Source organism: Paratissierella segnis (assembly GCF_014385195.1).
Classification (GTDB): domain Bacteria; phylum Bacillota; class Clostridia; order Tissierellales; family Tissierellaceae; genus Paratissierella; species Paratissierella segnis.
The window spans coordinates 1-23,336 of sequence record NZ_JACRTG010000019.1; the positions used below are offsets into that span (position 1 = coordinate 1).

Sequence of the window (23,336 nt, forward strand, 5' to 3'; positions counted from 1 at the left end):
TTTTTCTCTCTATCCTGTTTTTTTCTTTGAATTTAAGAGGTTCTATTAATTTTGCCCTTTTTTAATCATTTCTTTTGTTTTTATTTGTTTTTTTATCTTGACATATTACCAGATTGCTCTGTTAATACTATTATTTGCCTATTCTCATTTTTAATACAAAAAAGGCATATCATGCCTTTGCTAGTATTTTCCTCATATCATCGATTATCCTCTTTTCGATGCGGGAAACTTGCACTTGCGATATGCCCAACATTTGCGCAACTTCAGTTTGAGTTTTGTCCTTAAAATATCTCAATATTATCACTTGCCTATCTCTAGGCTTAAGTTGATTCAATATTTCCTTTAAAACTATATTGTCTATTAAATTTTCATCTTCTTCAGGCTCTAAGCTTATTTTGTCTATAAGATATAATGGCGAACCTTCGTTTTGATGAACCACATCATATAAATATTCAGGTTGATAAGAGGATTCAAGCGCCATTACGATTTCTTCTTTTTCAATACCAATTTCTTCTGAAATCTCTTGGATAGTCGGTTCTCTTCCCAATTCTTTTTGTAGTTTCTCTTCTGCAGACTTTGCCATTCCTGCTACTTGTTTAAGGGATCTGCTTACCTTTATGATGCCATCATCTCTTAAAAATCTTTTGATTTCCCCAATGATCATTGGCACAGCATATGTAGAAAATTTTACATCATATGAATTGTCAAATTTATCTATCGCTTTTAAAAGACCTATGCTACCTATTTGAAATAAATCCTCTGTATCATATCCCCTATTCATAAAACCTTTTAAGACAGATCTGATCAACCCCAAATTACTCTCTACCAGAATCTCTTTAGCTCGTTTGTCCCCATTCTGAGATTTATTAATTAAATCTATCGTCTCTTCATGGGATAATAGAGCCTTTCTATTTCCCTCAGAGCTCATAATATCTACTCCTTATCAATAGAGGTATTTATCTTTTTCTTCATGGTAACTATTGTGCCTTTATCCTTATGGCTTTCCACTATCAAATCATCCATAAATGTTTCCATAACTGTAAAACCCATACCGGATCTATCTAAATCAGGCTTAGAAGTATAAAAAGGCTCCATAGCCTGCTTTATATCTTCAATACCTTTGCCTTCGTCTGTAATGCTAATTTCGATTTCATTTCTATTTATACTTGCCTCTACGGTTATCATACCATCTCCATATTCATAGCCATGTATTATGGCATTTGTAACGGCCTCCGATACTGCTGTTTTTATATCAGATAGTTCCTCTAAAGTAGGATCCAATTGAGACGCGAAACTAGCTACAACAACCCTAGCAAAAGATTCATTTGAAGACTTACTTAAAAATTCTAATTTCATATAATTTTTATCCATAATCATCACCCCTCTAAAGTTTCTAAAGCATCATCTATATTTTTATAAACTTCAATTATTTTTAATAACCCTGACATCCTAATCAACTTATCAACATATACATTTGAACTAACTATTGCTAATTTTCCTTTATTTTCAGTTGCATTTTTATACCTTCCCATAATAAGCCCAATTCCGGAACTATCCATCAATGAAAGCTGCGTTAAATCAAGGATTATATTTTTAAGGCTGCTCTCTTTATATTTCATATCAATCTTTAGCCTTGCTTTTTCGCTTATATGGTGATCTAATTCCCCATAAAAATGAACAATCAAATTATTTTTTTCAGTATCTATAGTATAACTCAAATTTATCCCCCCTAGCTTATGTGAATATTCAACATAAATATAGTTTTCTCCTTCAAAGAATTTTAACTATTTTTGTCGATTAATGAGAAAAAAGGAGATCCCTCCAAGTTGGTCGGAAATGACAAAAGCCAAAGGCGTCATTTCGACTGTAATGGAGAAATCCCCTCTTAATTTTTAACTCTCATCTATCCTCTGTCAACTGCCTAAAGCATGCCTTTACAACTTGATTTAAAAGTACAGTAGTCGTAACGCTACCTACCCCTCCGGGAACAGGTGTTATCGCTTCTACAAAATCAGATACACTGTCAAAATCCACATCACCGCTTAAATTTCCTTCCCTATCCAAACTTACACCTACATCTATAACAATTGATTTTTCAGTGAAATATTTTTTATCAAAATATTTAGCTTTCCCTAATGCTGTTACAACAATATCGGCATTTCTAGTAAGCTCTTCTAAATTTTTAGTTCTGGAATGACAAATAGTAACTGTAGCATTTTTTTGAAGCAGCATCATTGCCAAAGGCTTACCAACTACCATTGACCTGTTAATTATCACTACATTTTTGCCTTCCAATTCAATATTATTGTGAATAAGTATTTCCATAGCGGCTTTAGGAGTAGCCGGTGCAAACCCTTCCATATCTCCTTCAAAGATCAATTCCAGATTGAGCGGATGCATACAGTCAACATCCTTATCCGGACTTATGGAGGTTCTTATTCTTTCCTCGTCGATATGTTTCGGCAACGGCCTAAACAAAAGAATCCCCGAAATATAATCATTTTTATTTAAGACATCCATAAATTGCATTAAATCATCTGTGCTTATATTCTCGTCTTTTTCATATACAATAGATTTGATACCAAGCTTTTCGCAGCTTTTTATGATGCTTTTTTCGTAGGATATATCACTGGGATCACTACCCAATCTAACTACACCTATTGTCGAAGTTTTGCCCTTACTTTCTAATTCCTTTATTCTTTCAGCCATAGATTCCTTTATTTTTTTAGCAACAAGGCTTCCCTTTAAAATCTCTGTCACAATATCCCTCCTCTTTTATTTACCCATATTATAGCATAGCTTTGGTTTATTACAAGGATTTAAAAAAAAAGCACTAAATTAATAGTGCTCATGCAATTCATATTCAAAAATTTAATTTACAATTCTCCTGGCTGTTACATATCTTTGACCGTAATAACCCGATTCAATAGTGGAGATTGTTACTTTTTTTGCAGTGCTGGAGGAGGCATGAATCATATTTCCGTCTCCTATATATATCCCTACATGGGATATTCCTCTGCCGCTTGTATTGAAGAATAATAAGTCTCCCGGTATTAATTCGGATTTATCTATGTACGTGCCTACCTGTGCTTGTTCAGATGATGATCTAGGAATTTTAATTCCCAATTCCATGGAATAAATCGAGTATGTAAGTCCTGAACAATCATAACCTCTTCTTCCAGTATCTGCATAAACATATGGTTTTCCAAGCTTGCTATACGCTGATGCTACAGCTTTACTTAATATTTGAGATTTTCTTGAACCAGAGGACCTGGAAACCTGCTCTCTAGCACTTCTCAATTCTATATCATTATCATTTACTGAAAATTCATTCACGTTTCCATCAGCAATGATGAACTTTCCATCTACATAATCTTTTATAACAACTGAATCACCTTGTGTTAATACATAACACTTATCATCTTTTTTTATAACTTTATTTACTAATGATATGCCTTGAGTTAAAGATTCAGAGTTATAAGGCTGCAGCTCTGCCAGTTTCACATATCCGCTGATATTTTCTGTAGTTTTAAACAAACCGTATTCTCCTTCTATTCTTTCAGGAGTTACAAAATCATCAACATTTAATATTTTAATCATTGTGCCTTCCGGCTTGTCTAATAACGGTGTATTATTAACTACTTTGTATTTAAGCGAACTATTTGTAGTGCGAATTAGCACATCTTTGGGTATCTTTATACCTTCTTTTCCATATTGTATCAAGAATGAGTCTTCTCTTTCCTTTACAACATCAACAACATCACCTTTGTTGAAAGCAATTTGAGTTCCGTCATCCTTTATAGCTTTATATTCCTTAACGAATTTTCCAGTGTCTTTAAATCCTAACAACAATACTATAGACAATAATGCTACAACCATTGGCAGATTGTGTCTTTTTGACTCCAAAATAAACACTCCCCCTTTATTTGATTTAATCCACAGAATTATTAAAGCATAAAACCGTAAAGATTTACTTAACTGTAATTATTATATTATAATCTATTGCTATTGGCAACATAATTATTACAAAAAAGTTACAAAATAGTTGAAAAAAGTTGAAAAATAAAGAAAATCCCAGGGTATCACCCTAGGATTTCCATATCAATGAGTAAGTCTATAAGCCGTGTTCTGTTTATATGGTCATCTATCTAGATCTGTTGTTACCAATAGATTCCTGCGACCTACCATTTGAACAGCAACGAGCAGCTGCTTTTTTTGTTCTCTTTTGGTCTTGCTCTTGATGGGGTTTACATAGCCATTTAGTCACCTAAATGCTGGTGAGCTCTTACCTCGCCTTTCCATCCTTACCTCACACTTGATATGCTAGGCGGTTTCTTTCTGTTGCACTTTCCTTAGGGTCGCCCCCACTGGACGTTATCCAGCATCACGCTCTGTAGAGCACGGACTTTCCTCATGCTTTTGGCACGCGACCACACAACTTACTCTCTATAATAATATAACATATTTATAAGCTATTTGCAAAAACATAATTTGGAAAGGAAAACCGAAATGACAAAATATATATCATTAATCCTCGGGTAAATACAGTATCCTACCGCAAGATTCACAAAAAACTATTTCCTTTTTTTGAAGTCTTTCTCTTGCATACATAGAGACAAACATATTGCAACCGCCACACACAAAATTTTCGGCAGTTACTATACCGCGTCTTTTGCTTTTCTTCAGCACTTGGTATCTGTTTAAAATGTCTTTGTTAATTTTTTCATTTAAGCTTTTAATTTGAATATTTTCATATTCAATCTTTTCCACTAAACTTTTTTGCATTTCGCTATTTGATTCCTTTAAATTTTCAATTTGATTGGCAATTTTATTTAATAAATCCGTAGAAACTATATATTCTTCTTCCAAAGAATCATTTTCTTCCATCAGGGTCAGTATTTCTGTTTCAATATCTTCTATTTTGATTTTTAATTTGTCTTTTTCTTCAATTAAATAATTGATCTGTTTTATATCGTTGATTTTACCATTATATAAATCTGCATCTATTTCTTTAATCTTAAAATCATAAGTGTTTAAAAATCTATTGCTTCTATTTAAAGCGCTCTTGTTCGATTTAATCCTATCATTTAGATTATCTACTTTCTCCTTGATATTATTAAATTGTTCCAAAATTTGTTTCATTTTTAAATCCTTTTTAATAATATCCAGATTTTCTTTATGATTCTCCAATGCATTATAGTGATTTTCCAGTTCCCAAATAAAATCTAGCTGAGACATAAAATCCCTCCATTTTAATATAATTGACATTTAACGGATGGTTCCTCATAAATCTTAATGTAAATCTCATTATGAAATCTTTCGTCCAGATATTTCTTGATTTCAGACAATATTATCTTTTCTGTATGATAGTGACCGGCATCTGCCAAGAGCAATCCTAATTGCACTGCCATTTCAGCATCATGATACTTTATATCCCCGGTTATGTAAATGTCTGCACCCATTTTATAAGCATCATAAATAAAATCCGAACCGCTGCCACCACATACAGCTACCCTTGAAATAGATTTATTGATATCTCCAAAAACAGAGATATAATCCACATCTAATTTTGACTTAACTAAGCCTAAATACTCTATTGCAGTTCTCTTTTCTATATCACCTATCCTTCCATATCCATAAATTTTATCATCATATATTTTTGATATGCTCAAACAAGTAGCATTTTTAAGTTCTAACATATCTGCCAAAATATCATTGACTCCGCCTATGGCTAAATCCAAATTTGAATGAGCGTTATAAATTGTGATATCTTCCCTTATTGCACTTAGTATAAGTCTTTCTTTGTATGTCCTGTTCGTTATACTATTCAATGGTTTGAAAATTATTGGGTGATGGGTGATTATCATTTGATAATTTTCTTTAATTGCTGTGTTTAATACATCCTCATTTGTGTCTAATGCAACAAGTATCCTTTCTATATGAGAATCATCACAACCCACCTGAAATCCGGTATTGTCCCAAGAATCAATAAGTTTGCTATCAGCCCAACTATCCATTGCATTTATTATATCTTTAGCTTTCAATTTCCGTTAACACCTCCTTATAATCCTTAATCTTCTCTGTTAATTCCTCATATCTTGCCCTTCCCTTTTCGGAAGGAGTTTCTTCCAAATCCTCTATAATGTTTAATACACTTTGAATCTTATTTTGAAGGAATTCCTTTAGTAAGGGATGTTTTTCCATTATCAAAGATTTCCCAATCTCAAAATATATATCCTTGTCAACAAAATCTAGACCTTTTTTAGCATAGATTATCTCATAGAATTTATCATCCTCCTTTGCTAAACTTTCTTCAATGATTTTGAATTTATTATGTATAAGATAGTCTCTAAGTTCTCGACTTGCTATCATTGGCTGGAAGATGAAATTTGTTATTGAATCTGTCATATTTTGATTTTTCTCAAGTATCTCTTTGATTAACAAACCTCCCATTCCCGCTATGATGACTGTATCTATTTCAAATGGTTGAAGTATTTCCAAGCCATTGCCTAATCTAGTTTCTATTTTATTTTCAAGGTTAGCTATCTTTACATATTCAATTGCCTTATTTAAAGAGCCTTGACTTATATCTGTGGCAATAATATATTTTGATATATTATTCTGAATCAAATATGCAGGTATATATCCATGATCTGTTCCTATATCACCAACGATAGAATTCTGTGGTGTAAGTCTTACTATTTCTTTAAGTCGATTTGATAATTTCATAAAATATCTTCCTTTCCAACATAAAAGATTCGCAAATAAGCGAATCTTTTCTATTCCAAAAAATCCTTTAATTTTTTACTTCTGCTTGGATGTCTCAATTTTCTTAAGGCCTTTGCTTCTATTTGTCTTATTCTTTCCCTAGTTACATCAAATTCTTTGCCCACTTCTTCCAGTGTTCTTGCTCTTCCGTCATCTAAACCAAATCTAAGTCGCAGTACTTTTTGTTCTCTCGGAGTTAAGCTATCTAATACGTCAATCAATTGTTCCCTAAGCATGGTAAATGTAGCCGCTTCTGCAGGAGCCAGCACCTCATCATCGGGAATAAAATCCCCTAAATGGCTGTCTTCTTCCTCGCCTATTGGTGTTTCCAGAGAAACGGGTTCTTGAGCTATTTTCATTATCTCGCGAACTTTATCCACATCAAGATTCATCTCCTTACCGATTTCCTCAGGTAAAGGATCCCTGCCTAATTCTTGAACTAATTGCCTTTGAACTCTAACTAGTTTATTTATTGTTTCAACCATATGAACAGGAATTCGAATTGTCCTGGCTTGATCAGCAATCGCCCTGGTTATTGCCTGTCTAATCCACCATGTAGCATAGGTACTAAATTTAAATCCTTTTTTATATTCAAATTTCTCGACAGCTTTCATAAGCCCAAGATTTCCTTCTTGAATTAAATCTAAAAATAGCATACCTCTTCCGACATAACGCTTTGCAATGCTTACCACAAGTCTCAAATTTGCCTCTGCAAGTTTTTTCTTGGCTTCTTCATCTCCTGCTTCCATTCTCTTAGCCAATTCGATTTCTTCTTCTCCGGTTAATAATGGGATCTTTCCTATTTCCTTCAGATACATCCTTACAGGATCATCAATATTTACCCCTTTTGGTACAGATAAATCGTCTTCTTTAATCTTTTTAAATTCTTTTTCAGGATCTTTATCCAAATCCTTATCTAAATCATCATCATCTTCGTCTTCTAACAACAATTCTTCTACTTTATCTCCTATAATATCAATACCGGCATCTTCGATTTTTTGGTATAAATTATCAATCTCTTCCGGTTCCATAGAAATTTCCTCCAAAGTATCCATTATTTCCTTGTATGTTAAAATACCATTCTTTTTCCCCTTTGATATTAACTTTTTTTCAGACTCTAATTTATCTTTTTGTTTTTTCATTGGGTCTTTATTATTTTCTTCCAATTCAAGTTCCTCCCTACTCAATTAATGAGATTAATTTCTTTGTTCAGTGCTGTAAGTTCTAAACAAAGTCTTAATAACAATGACTCTTCGTCACTATTTCTTTTGATTTTTTCAAGCTCCTCTATTTTAACAATAAGTTCTTTTCTTTTATTTAACAATTTACTGACTAAAATGGTATTTATTAAATCATCTATAATTCTATTTATATTAGAAGGTTGATAATTTAATGTGTTTTTAAATATATTGTTTACAGTTTCCTTGTCTAAATTAGGTATTTCCAATGTCTTTACAAATAATACCTTTTCGTCTATATTTTCTTCATTCGCATACATTTTACCTATTAATTCATATATCATTCTGCATTCATTGGATTCAAAATCTCTAAATTTTAACCTATCAGCGATTATTTCATAATAATCTTTGTCAGTGATTGATAGCCTTATGATATCCATTTCAGCCTTTAAATAAGCTGTCGGCAATATGGTTTTAATGGGTTTTATATTTTCCTTGATAATATCCTTTTTATATAATTCCTTTTTTTTATAAAATTTACCTCTTATTTCCTTTTCTATAGCTTCTTTTGAAATACCTGTTTTATCTGATATCTTATCAATATAGACATCCTGTTCAATGGGGCTTTTCAAACCCTTAATTAAATTTGCTATTTCTTTAGTAAAGTTCACTTTCTCTTCAAGCTTTTCTAAATCATACTTTTCCCTAATTATATTTATTTTAAAATCCATATAATTAAGGGAATTATTTAATTGTTTTTCAAATTCTATTAGCCCTTTTTGATTTATATAATCATCCGGATCCATACCCTTTGGTAAAGAAATGATTCTAGGATTGACATCAACCTTAAGCATTAAATCTATAGCTCTTAAAGCAGCGTTGATACCTGCTAAATCTGAATCGTAACAGATATACACTTCTTCTCCATATCTTTTAATAAGCTTACATTGCCTATCAGTCAAAGCTGTACCAAGGCTAGCTACGCTATAATTTATACCTTTCGCATATAATGAAATTACATCCATATACCCTTCTACAAGAAGTATTCTTTTTCTGTTTGAATGTTTGTTCAATAAATTTAGACCGTATAAATGATTGCCCTTATTAAAAGCAATTGTATCTTGGGAATTCAAATATTTGGGATGAGAATCATCTAATACCCTACCCCCAAAACCGATAACCCTTGATTTAGTATCAATTATAGGAAAAATAATCCTATTTCTAAACTTATCATAATATCCATTATTACCACTTTTCTTACCTATAAGTCCTGCTTTTTCTATTGCGTTATCAGAATATCCTTTTTGAGACAAATATCTGTATAAATTGTCCCAGCTATTTAATGAAAATCCTAAACCGAATTGTCTTATAGTCTTTGCATTTATATTTCTTTTCCTTAGATACTCCAAAGCAAAAGAGTTTTTATATAAATTGTCACGAAAATATCTTGCAGATACTTTGTTGATTTCATAGATCTCACTTTTATCCTCTTTATCGTTGAAGTTTACAGCTTTATCTTCTATTTCAATGCCAAGCTTGTCCGCCAGAAATTTAACTGCATCTAAAAACTCAAGGTTTTCCTTTTTCATTATAAATGAAACTATATCTCCCCCTTCTCCGCAACCAAAACAATGGTAATATTGCTTAGTTTCAGAAACTGTAAAAGATGGAGTTTTTTCGCTATGGAAAGGACAAAGTCCTACATAATTCGACCCTGATTTTTTTAAATTTACATATTCGGATACTATATTTACAATATCCGAATCTTCTTTAACTTTTTGAATTATTTCATCACTAATATATAATGTCATATTATCACCTATTAACACCTACCAAATATATATAATACATCGTTATAATGTTTTTATTGCTTTTATTAAATTGAAAATTTTCCTATTCGTAATAAAGATCAAGGTCATTTTATACCTCGATATATACCCTTATTCGACATAAAATATTAAAAATCCTTCTTTTTTTAAAATTTTTCCCAAGGTTTTGGTAGAAAATTATTTGTAAAAAGATTTACAACATACCTGTCAGTCATACCTGCTATATAATCACAAATGATATCTTCCTTTTCCGAATCTACATGCTCATATATTTTCAGATGCTCTTTCGGAAGTTTCTCCAAATCTTTTAAATAATAGTTAAATAATTCGGTAATAATATATTCTGTTTTTTCTTCTTCTGATTTTGCAGACTTATTTAAATAAACATTTTCAAACATAAAGTCCCTTAATTTATTAGTTGCTTTATCTATTTCTTCACTCATTAATATATATTTCTCATCCATACTATTGTTGATAATATCTATAATCATAGTATTTATTCTAATACCATGAGTTCTCCCTAAAATAACAACACAATCTTCCGGCAAATCCTCATTCTTAATTATATCTGCTCTTATTGCATCATCTATATCATGATTTATATACGCTATCCTATCAGCATATTTTACTACTTGTCCTTCCAATGTATTGCTTAAATTATTACCAGAATGTTTTATTATACCTTCTCGTACTTCATATGTCAAATTTAGTCCAATTTTGTTCTCTTTATGCTCTAAAAAGTCTACTACTCTTATACTCTGTTTGCTGTGATCAAAACCATGAGGGTTTAGACTGTTTAATACCTTCTCACCTGTATGCCCAAAAGGTGTATGCCCTAAATCATGTCCCAATGAGATTGCTTCCACCAAGTCTTCATTAAGACGTAAAGCACGGGCTAGAGTTCTTGCTATTTGGGATACTTCCAGAGTATGAGTAAGTCTTGTCCTAAAATGGTCGCCTTCAGGCGCTATAAAAACCTGCGTCTTATGCTTTAATCTTCTAAAAGACTTAGAGTGAATTATCCTATCTCTATCTCTCATAAAATCAGTTCTTATAGTGCATTTTTCTTCATATGTTTTTCTCCCCTTTGAGTTTTTACTCAAAGTCGCATACTTGGATAGCCTAATTTCTTCCCATTCCTCAGTTTGTTCTCTAATATTCATTATATCTACCCCGCTTAAGTATAAATACTCCTATTTTATATATACAACATAAATTCAAATTATCCTTCTTTTTGTTTAAAATTTTTATACATTGAAAAAGAAGTGTTTCAAAACACTTCTTTCTAGGCTATAATTTATTTATTTTTGATAAATCGCATACTTTCATCATGGTATCGTAAATTGTTTTCAATAGACCTAATCTATTATTTTTAAGCGTTTCATCTTCCACCATGACCATAACCTTCTCAAAGAAATTATCTATAGGATCCTTTAAAGTTATCAATAAGTCTAATGCCTTATCATATTCCTTTTTCTCAATTAAGTTAAGAACTTTCTCCTCTATATTGTTATAGCTGTCATACAGGTTCAACTCATCCTCTGTTAATAGATCTCTTTTAATCTCATTTGAAGGAGCTTTTACAGCAAGAGTTGATACCCTGTTAAAGGCTGTTAAAATATCTTGAAGACCATCTTTTTTCAGCCACTCATTCAATTTAATTGCTCTGATTTTTAAATCATAGATGTCATCTATATTTGTACTTACTACTGCTTCGATAATATCATGTCGAATATTCATATCCATGAACATATTTCTTATTCTTGCGATAAAAAAGCCCATAATATCAGACTTTATCTTGTTGTAATCAAATGCCAGTCCATTTTCTTCAACATAAATATATAAAGCGAAATCAACTATTTCATTGAGTGAAATATTCCACTTCTTATCAAGTATTATGTTGATAATACCCAAGGCACTTCTTCTCAATCCAAACGGGTCTTGAGACCCCGAAGGCTGTATGCCTATTGCAAACAATCCGGCAATAGAATCCAATTTATCAGCAATTGACAATATTGATCCGGCAGTAGTGGATGGGAGCTGATCTCCGGAATACCTTGGTAAATATTGTTCAAATATGGCTATAGAAACTATTTCATTTTCATTGGAGATTTTAGCATATTCCATTCCCATTTTGCCTTGTAATTCTGTAAATTCACTTACAATTTTAGTAACTAAATCCGCCTTGGAAAGGAACGCCGCCCGATCCACATTTTTTACGGTTTCATCTCCAACCTCCAAGTAATTTCCAATTTTACATGATAATTTTTGTATACGCTTTGTTTTTTGATACAATGTACCCAGTTTTTCTTGAAAAGTTATATTGTTTAATCGTTCAACATATTTTTCCAGTGGATATTTTATATCCTCTTTGTAGAAAAATTTAGCATCTTCCAGTCTTGCACCCAATACTTTTTCATTTCCCTTAACAACAATATCAATATATCTGTCATCACCATTTCTAACAGTTATGAAATATGGCAACAGCCTCTTCTTGTCATCTACTACCGGAAAATACCTTAGATGCTCTTTCATAGGTGTAATAACTACATCCATAGGTAAGCTTAGATATTCATCTTTTATTCTTCCTATTATAGGTGTAGGATACTCTACGATATTTGTTACTTCATCAAGGAGATCTTCATCAAGCAATATAGTACCTCCCTTTTCCCTAACCAATCTTTCAGAACCATATTTTATAAGCTCTTTTCTTTCATTTTGATCGATTATAACATAATTCTCTCTAAGTAACTTAGCATAATCGTCCACATTATCTATTACTATATGACTGCTTCCCAAGAACCTATGTCCTCTTGTAATATTAGAAGCTTTAATTCCTTCCAGATTAAATGGTATAACCTTGTCATCTAAAAGAGATACAAGCCATCTTATAGGCCTGACAAATTTTAAATTTTTTCCTCCCCATTTCATAGACTTTGGAAAAGAAATACTTCTTATTAGCGCAGGCATATCATTTGAAAGAATTTCTTCTATTGATTTGTTCATCTTTTTAATTAAGGCATAAATATAATCTTCACCATTTATTTTTTCAACTGTTAATGAATTTTCATCTATATCATGACCTTTCATAAATCCCATAAGAGCTTTTGATGGTTTCCCTTCGCTATCATATGCTATTTTTACTGAAGGGCCTTTTACTTTTTCTTCTATGGATTCCTGCATATTTTTTATTCCATTAATAGTTAAAATAAGTCTTCTTGGTGTTGTGTAAACTTCCAAATCTGTGTATATAAGTCTGTCTTTTTTCAATAAATCATTACTGATATTTTTAATTTGATTTATTGTATCATGAATAACATTAGCAGGTATCTCTTCCACGCCTATTTCTAAAAGATATTTACTCATCTATGCCCACCTCCTTATCCAGCAATGGAAACCCCATATCTTTTCTTTGCTCAAGATATTTAGAGGCTACTATCCTTGCCAGATTCCTAACTCTTCCGATATAGTTTGTTCTCTCCGAAACAGATATAGCACCCCTAGCATCTAAAACGTTGAATGTATGGGAGCATTTAAGAACGTAATCATATCCCGGCAATACCAATGAACTATCTAAAGTTTTGTAAGCTTCATTCTCATAGGTATTGAATAATCCCTTTAGAGTATTGATATCTGCTTTTTCAAAGCTATATACAGAATGTTCATATTCTGCCTTATTAAATACTTCTCCATAAGTTATGTTTCTATTCCACTTTATATCAAATATATTATCCACATCTTGGAGATACATTGCAATCCTTTCCAGCCCATAGGTTAACTCTGCTGATTCCAGCTCACAATTGATGCTTCCAACTTGCTGAAAATAAGTGAATTGAGTGATTTCCATTCCATCCAACCAGACTTCCCAGCCCAAACCCCATGCACCTAATGTCGGAGCTTCCCAATTATCTTCTACAAATCTTATATCATGCTTTATCGGATCTATTCCAATAGCTTTAAGGCTATCTAAATATAAATCTTGAACATTTTCAGGTGATGGCTTTAAGATAACTTGTAATTGATGATGCTGATATACTCTATTAGGATTTTCACCATATCTTGCATCTGCAGGTCTCCTTGAGGGTTCTACATATACGACCCTCCATGGTTCAGGGCCTAAAGCTCTGAGAAATGTATGCGGATTCATTGTGCCTGCACCTTTTTCTACATCATATGGTTCCATTATTATACAATCTTTTTCACCCCAATAACTAAGTAATTTCAGCATCAAATCCTGAAAAAACATATAAACCCTCCTTAATAAAACTTTATTCCAAAAGACAAAAAACCTTATCATCCCTATAGGGACGAAAGGTTCCTTCCGTGGTTCCACCCTACTTAATACCATTCTATACAGGAATGAATCTTATTAATATCAAACCTATAATAGGCACTCTTTTAATAGAACATACTCCAAAGCTCCTTTCACCAAAATAATTATATCTAGCTCTCACTATCCTAGACTCACTTTAATAACTGATATTGGTTACTTTCTTCATCATTGTATAAATTCAATTCATGAATATAAATTTAACAAAAATACCTTACTATGTCAATAGTAGAGTTTATTTCCTTTAAAACTCTCCTATTGAATTTAAAATATTTAAAGATTTAAACTCTTTTCTTTCTATGTTTAACAAAATGTAGTTTAATAATACATCGTGAATAGATTTTAAGGTTGTATTGAATATATTGACATCGTCTAAAGAGTCAAGAGATGAATATAGTAAATCATTTAGTCCTTTTACAAATAAACTGTCTACGGACTTAGCTGATAAATCTATAGAATAGCACTCTTCACATAATAATCCTCCGTTTATACTACTAAACTTCATATCTGATTTAATTTCCTTATTGCAGTTAACACATCTATTTAAATATGGTCTATAACCTAAGAAAGAAATAAATTTAACTTCATAAGCAGCAACAAATTTTAAAAAGTCCCTGTCCAATTCAGACAGTATTTTTAATCCTTTTTTTAACAATAAAAATATTCTTTCATTTTCTTCTTCAAAGGGCGTTGATTTTTCAATCAATTCTAAGATATAAAAGCCATAGATCATTCTTTCCATATTTTCTCTGATAGAATAATAGGAATCAAGGACATCCGAGTTATTGATATAATAAAAATTTCGTCCTTTTTTTAAATAAAATTCACTCAATGTAAAACTTTGCGTACTGGCCATTAAGCTGGACTTAGGTCTAAAAGCACCTTGAGCCATAACAGTTACTTTGCCTAATTCTTTAGTATATATGTTCAATATCTTGCTGGTTTCCTTATATCTTATCTCATTTAAAACAATTCCCTCTGTTTTAATCAACTTTACACCTTCTACTTATAGCCGAAATATTTAACCTTATTTTCTCTTTCTCTCCAGTTTTTCTCAACCTTAACCCAAATCTGCAGATTGATATTACTCCCTAATAGTTTTTCTATATCTTCTCTGGAGCTTTGACCAATTTCACGTAGTTTTTGACCGTTTTTTCCTATTATAATTCCCTTATGTGACTTTTTCTCGCAATAAAGGTTGGCGAATACATCTATCAAATCCTTGCCTTCCCTACTTTTAATGCTATCAATCTCTACATATATTCCATGTGGTATTTCCTCGTCCAGGTTAAGCAATGCTTTTTCTCTTATTATCTCTGATATTATAAATCTTTCAGGCTGATCGGTTATCATATCCTCGGGGAAATATTGTGGTCCCTCCGGAATCATTTCTTTAATCGTCTTTATATATCTATCAATATTGTCATCATTTATTGCTGAAATTGGTATGATTTCTTTAAATATATTTAAATTGTTATATTTATTAATTAGTTTTGTAATAGATTCTTCATTCAATCTATCCGTTTTGTTTATTAACAGAATAATAGGAGTAAAAATATCTCTTAATTCCTTTAAAATATATCCGTCAAGCTTCCCTACTTCCATGCTATCATCTACCATAAATGTGATTATATCAACTTCTTCCAAAGTACTCTTTGAGATTTTTAGCATATACTCACCAAGAGCATTTCTAGGCATTTGTATCCCAGGAGTATCCAGAAATACAATCTGACAATTCTCCTCGGTATAAACCATCTGAATTTTATTTCTTGTAGTTTGAGGTTTATCTGAAATAATGGATATTTTTTCTCCAATGATTTTATTTAACAATGTTGACTTCCCAACATTTGGTCTGCCAATTACAGTCACAAATCCCGATTTATACATATTTATTCTCCTAATTTATTATCTAAATCCTCCGGACCAAAACTATGAGGAAGCAATTCATCTAATGTGTACATCTTATAGTTATCCGCAGAATTTGCAATGATTATTTTAGCATCTTTTCCAAATTCTCTTATTACTTGTCTGCAAACGCCGCATGGAAAAGTAGGATTCGAATCTCCTACTATTGCTATAGCTTTTATATTAGTATGTCCTTCGGATATAGCTTTAAATATTGCTGTCCTCTCTGCACATATAGTAGGCGAATATGAAGATATCTCTATATTGCACCCTGAATATATTGTATCATCTTCGGTGAGAACAGCCGCACCAACATGAAAATTTGAATATGGCACATAGGCTAATGTTTGTGCTTCCAAAGCTCTTTTAATTAATTCCTTTTTATCCAAGATATCCCCCCCAATTATTCGATAACAATATCCGAATTTTTCTTTATAACCTGAATCCATGTAACTCCGGAATTTAATGCTATCTCTTTACCATTTTCATCATAATAATAGGTTTTTCCGCCTCTATCCTTCTTTTCCCATTTTATATCTATGCCATAACCGTTTGTAAAATACTTACCAATTCCTTCACCTATTAATTCCACTTCCAGCCTGCCCTCATTATCGAGTACTTTAGTATTTACTTCTTGAACAATAACATTTTTGACAGTTATTCTAGAACCATCTGATTCGTCTATATGATCTTTTCCATCTTTTTGTCTTAGATATACTTTACTTTCCTCATCATATGTATACTTGGTACTATTATTTCTCATATAGTTAATTAAAATACTCTTACCGCTATAGCCAACCATATCTTTATCCTCTTCATTAAACTTAAAGGATTCGAAATTACCGTTTAAATTATATCCCTTTTCCTCCTGAGTCTTACGTAAAACTTCCATGCTTGAATATAAATTGTTTGGTGCTTTTTTGTTTTTATTTCTCCAAAAAACCTTATTTGAACTTGTTAGCCCGTCAATATCTGCAATTTTAAGGCTTTTGATATCGGATTTAGCCTGTTCACTACCGCCAACATGTACATAAACCGCATCAAATTCTAATGCTTTTGTTACAAAATAAGGTCTTGCGCTCCTTATAGGTCCTATGCTTTCAGGACTATTAATTAAATAAAGTCCAAAATACCTAGTATATGGCGCCTCAACAGGAAATTCATATACAATTTCTGCATCCTTTAATCCTGCCTGCCATCTTGCTCCGGGGTGATTGTCAAACATTATACCCACAACTCTTCTATTTAATCTATCCTCTGATGCATATATACCGCTTAAAGGTGAAGGTCGTCCAATTTTTTTTGGTGTATCATCGTCTTCTTCCATTATATCATCAATATCAACTATAGGTTTATCAATTATAGTGGATTCATCTAATTCCTTTTTACATCCTGTAAGAATAAATATTATAATCAGTAACATTGTCATAATTTTTTTCATTTTTGTCCCCCTCTTATCCTAAGCCTTGAAATACTAAAATTCCTATAATTATACCCAATAATGCTCCTAAAACAACCTCCAATAGTGAATGTATCCTTGCTTCAATTCTACTTTCCGCAACCAGCAATGCCAATCCTAAAGCAAAAGTACTTATTAAAATATTTTCTGCTAAAAAGGATATGATAGTTGCAATGCAAAAGGCTATAGCACAATGTCCGCTTACAAAACCTCCTTGGAAATGGGTTCCTCTGCCTCTATAGAATTTTGCTTTCAAGGCTATTGTGAGCAATATCACAATAAACAGAGCAATAAAAGTCAAGTGTATAGAAGATCTCCTTATTTTAAATAATAACAATTCTCCAAAAGAACTTAATCTATCAAAAAATAATAAATACCCCACGATAATAGAGTTCATAGCTGATATTAGAACTGCTCCGGCTGAAACATCTTTTACCAGTCTTGCTAAAGGATGATAATCCTGTGTAATTAAATCAATAGTTCTTTCTATTGCAGTATTGATCATCTCAGAAACGATGACCAAGGAAATAGAAAACAATAAAAGTAAGAATTCAATTCTTGAAAAATCAAAAAACAAACTCAATAAAATTACCAAAATTGCAATAGTGTAGTGAATTTTAAAATTTCTTTCAGTTCTAAAAGCTATAATAATTCCGGATACCGCATGATTGAAACGCTCCAATAAGCTTCTATTCATAACAATCCCCTCTTAGGAAGAACTCTTGAACACTTTAAGATTTTTCATTACACGCTTTTCTTTATTCCTCATAATTTCCTTTTCTTCATCTTTTAGATGGTCGTAGCCCATCAAATGGAACATACTGTGTACAGTCAAATACACAATTTCTCTATCCAGAGAGTGACCATAATCTATGGACTGCTCATAAGCTTTTTCGACAGAAATTATAATATCTCCAAGAATCAAAACGGGTATATCTACAACTTCATTAAAAGGAAATGACAGTACATCGGTTTCTCTATCTATCCCGCGATATTCTCTATTCAATTTCTTTATTTCATAATTATCTACATAGGATACACTTACCTCATAATTATCCTTTAAGCCTTCTACCTTCAATGATTCTATTATTGCAGTTTTTACGTGTTTATTGATTTCCTCACTAATATCAAACTTTTCTTGTCTATTATCTATATATATATTCATTAGGCTTTTACCTCTTTATCATTTTCCATATTTGGGTATTCAATTCTATCATGATATATACCTATCAAAATACTGTTAAAGGTTTCAATAATATTGGTTATATCTTTCCTTGTTATATCGCATTCATCTAATTGTCCATCATCTAATTTGCCTTTTACAATCTTGGAAACCATACCCTTAATTGCCTCTTTTGTGGGATCTTTCAATGACCTCACAGCTGCCTCCGTAGAATCTGCAAGCATAACTAAAGCAGATTCCTTACTCTGCGGTTTTTTGCCTTTATATCTAAAATCCTCTTCATTTATTGGCTTGCCTTCTTCCTTCCTTTTATAATAAAAGTAGGCAACTAGAGTATCTCCATGGTGTTCTTCAATTATATTGATTATTTCTCTTGGCAATTTATTTGACTTAGCCATTTGTATTCCATCTAAAGTATGATTTGTAATAATGCGAGCACTCTGCACAGGATTTAATTTATCATGTGGATTTTCCATTCCAAATTGATTTTCTGCAAAATAATATGGCCTTTTTATTTTTCCTATATCATGGTAAAATGACCCAACCCTAGCAAGCAGAGGATCTGCCCCTATGACTTCAGCAGCCGCCTCGCTTAAATTGCCAACCATCAGACTGTGATGATAGGTTCCGGGAGCTTCCATAATCAACTGCCTGAGTAGAGGTTGATTTGGATTCGATAGCTCCAATAACTTTAATGGAGTTAAAATCGAAAATGCATTTTCCCATAGCGGCAATGAACCTAAAGCGATAATTCCTGATAAAATTCCATTTATAAGTCCCAAAAAATTTCTAATCAATAATTCTCTAAAATCCAGATCTTGAATAATTCCAAGGGAACTAATGACAAGAATGTTAATTATACCAATATACAATCCATTTAGCAAGACGCTGTATCTTTGATTTTGTTTTGTAGAGGTTAGCACTCCTATGCTTCCGCTTAAAATAAACATAAAGATTATATTCGTATCAAGTCTTAGACTATGGCCCAAAAATGTAACCAAAAATACATGACTTATCAATGCCAGTTTGGGTTCAATCAAAATAGATATCAATAAAGAACCTGCTGAAATAGGCATTAGAAATGTGGAAATTATGCTAAAGCCATGGGAAATTATAATCGTTAGAGTCATAACTAATAATAACAATACAATCTTTGTATTTCCCAGTATATCTTTGTTAAATAGAAAGATATAATATATAAAAAACAATATTGAGATAAAAAGCAACAGTCCCATGCCGAAATATGTCTTAAAAGGAGTTTTATTATCCTCTTTTAATAACCCTGACTCTTTGATTAAACTAAATTTATGTTCATCTATTATATCTCCCTTTTGAGCTATCAAATCATTTTGTTTTATCATTATGGGCTTTACCTTATCCACTTCCTCTTTTTTAATTTTCTCTGTTTCAACAACATCTATAGTCTCATTGGGTTTTATAGTTTCATATATCAGTGTAATCCCCAAAGATTTTTGTTCTTCACTAAGGTTTAATGACTCAAAAGTTTCCTTCAAATTTTCATTTTCATATTCTAATTCCTCTTCTCTTATTCCCCTTCCCATCATTTGATTTACCAAATCTATAATTAAATTTTCAAAATCATTAAGTGTTCTAAAATCCATATTGAGCGCAGTAAGAACTTGTCCTTTGCTCAATTCTAAATCCGTACTTTCCAACAAGAGATCGGTTTTTTTACTTGTGCTTATATTGTTCTGTAATTTTACATCTCTGACTGTATCCAAGAACTCCGTTATAGAATCCTTCATTTGCATTTGTATCGAAGGTGAAATCCTATATTTAGGCGTCACATTATTTAACACGTCTGATTTAAGAATATTAGTTGAATATTCATCTACAAATTCCTTTGTCGATCTTATATCATTCTTAGCTATATCACCTATTTTTACGTCCATTTTCTTTGATTCAAATCTTGCAATTGTTATAAAAAAAAGTATTGCCGTAAAAATTACTAGCAATAATCCAACAAATAATTTTTTATTGTTAAAGTTTAAATGTTTTTTTATAAAATTTTTTTCATCCATTTTTGCTTTTTTCATAGGTTTACCCCCTACGCTTGTTTATTATCATTTCTTTCGTACGCTTCAATTATTTTTTGGACTAAAGGATGTCTTACAATATCATATTTTGTTAAATATATAAAATCAATACCTTGTATATCTTCCAAAATTCTACTTACAGTTTTAAGTCCTGATTGCTTACCTCTCGGTAAATCTATTTGAGTTATATCTCCTGTAATAATAGCTTTGGACCCAAAACCCAGACGAGTTAAAAACATCTTCATTTGCTCGTTGGTTGTGTTTTGAGCTTCATCCAATATAACATAAGAAGAATCAAGAGTTCTACCTCTCATATAAGCTAAGGGTGCAACTTCGATCAGACCTTTTACCACATATTTTTCATATGTTTCATACCCTAATATTTCAAATAATGCATCATATATAGGTCGTAAATACGGATCAACTTTTTCCTGCAAATCTCCGGGCAAAAATCCTAAATTTTCTCCGGCTTCTACGGCAGGTCTTGTTAAAATAATTCTATTAACTTCTTTATTTTTAAAAGCTTGAACCGCCATTGCCATCGCAAGAAATGTTTTTCCGGTACCGGCAGGCCCTATGCCAAATACTATATCGTTGTTCTTTATAGAATCTAAGTATCGTTTTTGACCTAATGTTTTTGGCTTTATGCTTTTTCCTGAAGCTGTCACACATACAACTTGATTTAATAGTTCACTTATCTTGTCCTCCTTACCCTCCAAAATAAGCCGAATTGCATAGTCTAAATCCTGTTTATCAAGTCTTTTTTGTTTTTTTATGATTTCAATTAGATTGTATATTAACTTCTCCCCTAAATCGATAGCTTCGCTTTCTCCATACAATCTTAAATCACCGTTTGATATCATTACATCTATGTTTAACTTTTCTTTAATTATATCAACTTTCTCGTCAAATTCACCAAATATTTCTCGAATAATATGATTATTATTGATTTCTATTCTTTTCTCATTTGCTTTGTTTGTCAAATTCCAACCTCCTATTTAATTATATGTTGCTTTCCTATTTCCTCAATTGTCTCAATTACAACAGTTGTTTTTAAAGTGTTATCTTCCACCGAATGAATAACATTTTTACTAGCTATTTTGGCTTCTTTAAACAATTCTTCATTAATTTTTTCAATTGCCTTTAATTGATTGGATTTTTTTAAAAATTCAATGTCCTGCTTTACCTCTGTGATTTGGGTTTCTTTATATTCATAGGTTATCAATTTTATTGGAAAATCTATCTCTAAAAAGTCCCAATCAATCAATTCATCCTCTCTTACTATTTCCTTGTAACTTTCATATGGTATATCCTTAATAAATTTTACCCCGGTATTGTTGATTTTTATACCTCTTTGTTTCATAAACTTTCCGGTCTCTTTTTCTACCTTTTTTACAATCTGGTCTTCAACATTAGCTTCATATCTTGTCCTTGCAAGTACATCACCATCCGCATGGACTAAATAGTTTCCCATACTTTCACTTTCTATAACGCCGGAAATAAGCACTTGATTTTCTTGAACAATTTGACCGGCTTTAACCACTGCAGTACCATTTCGGGCAACAATCTTTTCAATAACGCCTTTTTTCCTAGCAATTATATTGCTTGGATATGACTTATCAACTCTTTCCGGAGGTATTGGTTCCTCTTTTACATCAATTATCAATTTTACTCCTTTTTTTTGAACTTCGATAAATGAAAAATAATTAAATTCATCCAATATTTTTAATTCTAACTCTTCCGTGGAAATTTTTCTTTTAAGTGTGCCTATATTAATATTGTTTTTTTCAAGTAATTCAAGTATTTCTTCCTTGGGAGTTTGTTCCAATCCATTTATTTCAAATTTAAATATAAAAGAGGACAAAAATATCAATAATAAAAAGAAAGCTACAAATCCGGCTGCAAACATCTTTCTGTGTTTTATTTTCTCTATTAAAAAAGGCAATCCCCTGTTTTTTAAAACAGTTAATTTGCACCCTGCTTTGCTCACCAGTTCTTCGATATCTCTTAACCCTTTTATGCTAACATTTGCCTCAACTTGAAAATAGTTTAACCTTTTTACATCCCAAAGGTAAATATCGTTTGTCAATGCAAGATTTAAAAGCCTTTCAAGGGATAAACCTTCAATCTTAATAATAACATAACCTTTTAAATAATTCCATATTTTTATAGCTAGCATCTCATCACTCCTAGCTCAATATTTCTATTTTTTCTATTAATCCCGTTACAAGTATTTCTTCCATAAGTATATTTTTAATTTCCAAGTCGTATCCAATTATTTTAATAATACCTATCTTTGAATTTATTCTAATCATCAAATCTGAGTACTCTATTATGCCTTTATGGTTTATTATACTGGCTTCCCTGTTTCCTGTTAGTGATATCTTTGGCAAATCCAAAGTAATATCCATTGGCAGTTCCAGCGCTTCCGATAAATTTATCTTGATATCCTCCACCTTTTTTTTCATAAATATCCCTCCAATTTATCATATGCACGGGTATATTCCACTATTACAATACAATTCACAATTCACAAATCACAATTCACAAATCACAATTCACAAATCACAATTCACAATTCACAATTCACAATTCACAATTCACAATCGAAAAGACAATTCACAAAT

General features: G+C 31.7%; 23 protein-coding genes and 1 other RNA gene. All 24 read right to left on the reverse strand.

The annotated features are described in order from the left end of the window. Positions 1 to 169 precede the first annotated feature (169 nt). Positions 170 to 928 (reverse strand): RNA polymerase sporulation sigma factor SigF, encoded by a 759-nt coding sequence (gene sigF / locus H8707_RS08975; RefSeq protein WP_262429813.1) that lies wholly within the window; start codon positions 926 to 928, stop codon positions 170 to 172. A gap of 5 nt (positions 929 to 933) precedes the next feature. Then, a complete protein-coding gene (gene spoIIAB / locus H8707_RS08980; RefSeq protein ID WP_262429814.1) occupies positions 934 to 1,371 on the reverse strand; it encodes an anti-sigma F factor in 438 nt (145 codons plus the stop codon). Between the two features lie 5 nt (positions 1,372 to 1,376). After that, the gene (locus H8707_RS08985) at positions 1,377 to 1,718 is read right to left on the reverse strand and encodes an STAS domain-containing protein (RefSeq protein WP_262429815.1); all 342 of its coding nucleotides are present in this window, start codon (positions 1,716 to 1,718) and stop codon (positions 1,377 to 1,379) included. Between the two features lie 181 nt (positions 1,719 to 1,899). Beyond that, the gene (locus H8707_RS08990) at positions 1,900 to 2,760 is read right to left on the reverse strand and encodes a bifunctional 5,10-methylenetetrahydrofolate dehydrogenase/5,10-methenyltetrahydrofolate cyclohydrolase (RefSeq protein WP_262429816.1); all 861 of its coding nucleotides are present in this window, start codon (positions 2,758 to 2,760) and stop codon (positions 1,900 to 1,902) included. Between the two features lie 111 nt (positions 2,761 to 2,871). Then, entirely contained in the window at positions 2,872 to 3,906 is a 1,035-nt protein-coding gene (locus tag H8707_RS08995) for a C40 family peptidase (RefSeq protein ID WP_262429817.1), read from the reverse strand. Positions 3,907 to 4,101: 195 nt separating this feature from the next. Beyond that, positions 4,102 to 4,446: RNase P RNA component class A (rnpB, locus tag H8707_RS09000), an RNA gene on the reverse strand. Positions 4,447 to 4,527: 81 nt separating this feature from the next. After that, positions 4,528 to 5,238: a zinc ribbon domain-containing protein gene (locus H8707_RS09005; RefSeq protein WP_262429818.1), complete on the reverse strand. Its 711-nt coding sequence runs from the start codon at positions 5,236 to 5,238 to the stop codon at positions 4,528 to 4,530. Positions 5,239 to 5,252: 14 nt separating this feature from the next. Further along, positions 5,253 to 6,044: a Nif3-like dinuclear metal center hexameric protein gene (locus H8707_RS09010; protein ID WP_262429819.1), complete on the reverse strand. Its 792-nt coding sequence runs from the start codon at positions 6,042 to 6,044 to the stop codon at positions 5,253 to 5,255. Further along, the gene (locus tag H8707_RS09015; protein WP_262429820.1) at positions 6,034 to 6,729 is read right to left on the reverse strand and encodes a tRNA (adenine(22)-N(1))-methyltransferase; all 696 of its coding nucleotides are present in this window, start codon (positions 6,727 to 6,729) and stop codon (positions 6,034 to 6,036) included. The genes H8707_RS09010 and H8707_RS09015 overlap by 11 nt, the downstream gene beginning before the upstream one ends. Positions 6,730 to 6,779: 50 nt before the next feature. Next, the gene (rpoD, locus tag H8707_RS09020) at positions 6,780 to 7,910 is read right to left on the reverse strand and encodes an RNA polymerase sigma factor RpoD (RefSeq protein WP_262429857.1); all 1,131 of its coding nucleotides are present in this window, start codon (positions 7,908 to 7,910) and stop codon (positions 6,780 to 6,782) included. 41 nt (positions 7,911 to 7,951) lie between these two features. Continuing rightward, on the reverse strand, positions 7,952 to 9,757 hold the full coding sequence (dnaG, locus tag H8707_RS09025) for a DNA primase (RefSeq protein ID WP_262429821.1): 1,806 nt from the start codon (positions 9,755 to 9,757) through the stop codon (positions 7,952 to 7,954). Positions 9,758 to 9,921: 164 nt separating this feature from the next. Next, positions 9,922 to 10,938: a deoxyguanosinetriphosphate triphosphohydrolase gene (locus H8707_RS09030; protein ID WP_262429822.1), complete on the reverse strand. Its 1,017-nt coding sequence runs from the start codon at positions 10,936 to 10,938 to the stop codon at positions 9,922 to 9,924. A 127-nt stretch (positions 10,939 to 11,065) separates the two neighbouring features. After that, entirely contained in the window at positions 11,066 to 13,141 is a 2,076-nt protein-coding gene (gene glyS / locus H8707_RS09035) for a glycine--tRNA ligase subunit beta (RefSeq protein WP_262429823.1), read from the reverse strand. Next, positions 13,134 to 14,021 carry a glycine--tRNA ligase subunit alpha gene (gene glyQ, locus H8707_RS09040; RefSeq protein WP_262429824.1) on the reverse strand — a complete coding sequence of 296 codons (888 nt, stop codon included), beginning with the start codon at positions 14,019 to 14,021 and terminating at the stop codon, positions 13,134 to 13,136. Before glyQ ends, glyS begins: the two co-directional genes overlap by 8 nt. Positions 14,022 to 14,349: 328 nt before the next feature. Beyond that, on the reverse strand, positions 14,350 to 15,096 hold the full coding sequence (gene recO, locus H8707_RS09045) for a DNA repair protein RecO (RefSeq protein WP_262429825.1): 747 nt from the start codon (positions 15,094 to 15,096) through the stop codon (positions 14,350 to 14,352). 11 nt (positions 15,097 to 15,107) lie between these two features. Next, on the reverse strand, positions 15,108 to 15,992 hold the full coding sequence (gene era / locus H8707_RS09050) for a GTPase Era (protein ID WP_262429826.1): 885 nt from the start codon (positions 15,990 to 15,992) through the stop codon (positions 15,108 to 15,110). Positions 15,993 to 15,994: 2 nt separating this feature from the next. Then, positions 15,995 to 16,399, reverse strand: a complete 405-nt coding sequence (cdd, locus tag H8707_RS09055; RefSeq protein ID WP_262429827.1) for a cytidine deaminase — start codon at positions 16,397 to 16,399, stop codon at positions 15,995 to 15,997. 14 nt (positions 16,400 to 16,413) lie between these two features. Continuing rightward, complete coding sequence (locus tag H8707_RS09060) at positions 16,414 to 17,451, reverse strand: DUF3048 domain-containing protein (protein WP_262429828.1); 1,038 nt, start codon at positions 17,449 to 17,451, stop codon at positions 16,414 to 16,416. 13 nt (positions 17,452 to 17,464) lie between these two features. Then, positions 17,465 to 18,166 carry a diacylglycerol kinase gene (locus H8707_RS09065; protein ID WP_262429829.1) on the reverse strand — a complete coding sequence of 234 codons (702 nt, stop codon included), beginning with the start codon at positions 18,164 to 18,166 and terminating at the stop codon, positions 17,465 to 17,467. A gap of 12 nt (positions 18,167 to 18,178) precedes the next feature. Then, entirely contained in the window at positions 18,179 to 18,634 is a 456-nt protein-coding gene (ybeY, locus tag H8707_RS09070) for an rRNA maturation RNase YbeY (RefSeq protein ID WP_262429830.1), read from the reverse strand. Next, positions 18,634 to 20,709: an HD family phosphohydrolase gene (locus tag H8707_RS09075; RefSeq protein ID WP_262429831.1), complete on the reverse strand. Its 2,076-nt coding sequence runs from the start codon at positions 20,707 to 20,709 to the stop codon at positions 18,634 to 18,636. The genes ybeY and H8707_RS09075 overlap by 1 nt, the downstream gene beginning before the upstream one ends. A gap of 11 nt (positions 20,710 to 20,720) precedes the next feature. Continuing rightward, positions 20,721 to 21,692 (reverse strand): PhoH family protein, encoded by a 972-nt coding sequence (locus H8707_RS09080; RefSeq protein ID WP_262429832.1) that lies wholly within the window; start codon positions 21,690 to 21,692, stop codon positions 20,721 to 20,723. Between the two features lie 11 nt (positions 21,693 to 21,703). Further along, on the reverse strand, positions 21,704 to 22,888 hold the full coding sequence (gene yqfD / locus H8707_RS09085; RefSeq protein WP_262429833.1) for a sporulation protein YqfD: 1,185 nt from the start codon (positions 22,886 to 22,888) through the stop codon (positions 21,704 to 21,706). Positions 22,889 to 22,898: 10 nt separating this feature from the next. Continuing rightward, on the reverse strand, positions 22,899 to 23,177 hold the full coding sequence (gene yqfC / locus H8707_RS09090; RefSeq protein WP_262429834.1) for a sporulation protein YqfC: 279 nt from the start codon (positions 23,175 to 23,177) through the stop codon (positions 22,899 to 22,901). Positions 23,178 to 23,336 lie beyond the last annotated feature (159 nt).

What these genes read in the sequence shown, in the direction of transcription:
- sigF (WP_262429813.1), bottom strand. Translation starts at nt 928, where the DNA reads ATGAGCTCTGAGGGAAATAGAAAGGCTCTATTATCCCATGAAGAGACG.
- spoIIAB (WP_262429814.1), bottom strand. Translation starts at nt 1,371, where the DNA reads ATGGATAAAAATTATATGAAATTAGAATTTTTAAGTAAGTCTTCAAAT.
- H8707_RS09005 (WP_262429818.1), bottom strand. Translation starts at nt 5,238, where the DNA reads ATGTCTCAGCTAGATTTTATTTGGGAACTGGAAAATCACTATAATGCA.
- H8707_RS09015 (WP_262429820.1), bottom strand. Translation starts at nt 6,729, where the DNA reads ATGAAATTATCAAATCGACTTAAAGAAATAGTAAGACTTACACCACAG.
- rpoD (WP_262429857.1), bottom strand. Translation starts at nt 7,910, where the DNA reads ATGAAAAAACAAAAAGATAAATTAGAGTCTGAAAAAAAGTTAATATCA.
- dnaG (WP_262429821.1), bottom strand. Translation starts at nt 9,757, where the DNA reads ATGACATTATATATTAGTGATGAAATAATTCAAAAAGTTAAAGAAGAT.
- H8707_RS09030 (WP_262429822.1), bottom strand. Translation starts at nt 10,938, where the DNA reads ATGAATATTAGAGAACAAACTGAGGAATGGGAAGAAATTAGGCTATCC.
- glyS (WP_262429823.1), bottom strand. Translation starts at nt 13,141, where the DNA reads ATGAGTAAATATCTTTTAGAAATAGGCGTGGAAGAGATACCTGCTAAT.
- glyQ (WP_262429824.1), bottom strand. Translation starts at nt 14,021, where the DNA reads ATGTTTTTTCAGGATTTGATGCTGAAATTACTTAGTTATTGGGGTGAA.
- era (WP_262429826.1), bottom strand. Translation starts at nt 15,992, where the DNA reads ATGTATAAATCGGGATTTGTGACTGTAATTGGCAGACCAAATGTTGGG.
- H8707_RS09060 (WP_262429828.1), bottom strand. Translation starts at nt 17,451, where the DNA reads ATGAAAAAAATTATGACAATGTTACTGATTATAATATTTATTCTTACA.
- H8707_RS09065 (WP_262429829.1), bottom strand. Translation starts at nt 18,166, where the DNA reads ATGAATAGAAGCTTATTGGAGCGTTTCAATCATGCGGTATCCGGAATT.
- ybeY (WP_262429830.1), bottom strand. Translation starts at nt 18,634, where the DNA reads ATGAATATATATATAGATAATAGACAAGAAAAGTTTGATATTAGTGAG.
- H8707_RS09075 (WP_262429831.1), bottom strand. Translation starts at nt 20,709, where the DNA reads ATGAAAAAAGCAAAAATGGATGAAAAAAATTTTATAAAAAAACATTTA.
- yqfD (WP_262429833.1), bottom strand. Translation starts at nt 22,888, where the DNA reads ATGCTAGCTATAAAAATATGGAATTATTTAAAAGGTTATGTTATTATT.
- yqfC (WP_262429834.1), bottom strand. Translation starts at nt 23,177, where the DNA reads ATGAAAAAAAAGGTGGAGGATATCAAGATAAATTTATCGGAAGCGCTG.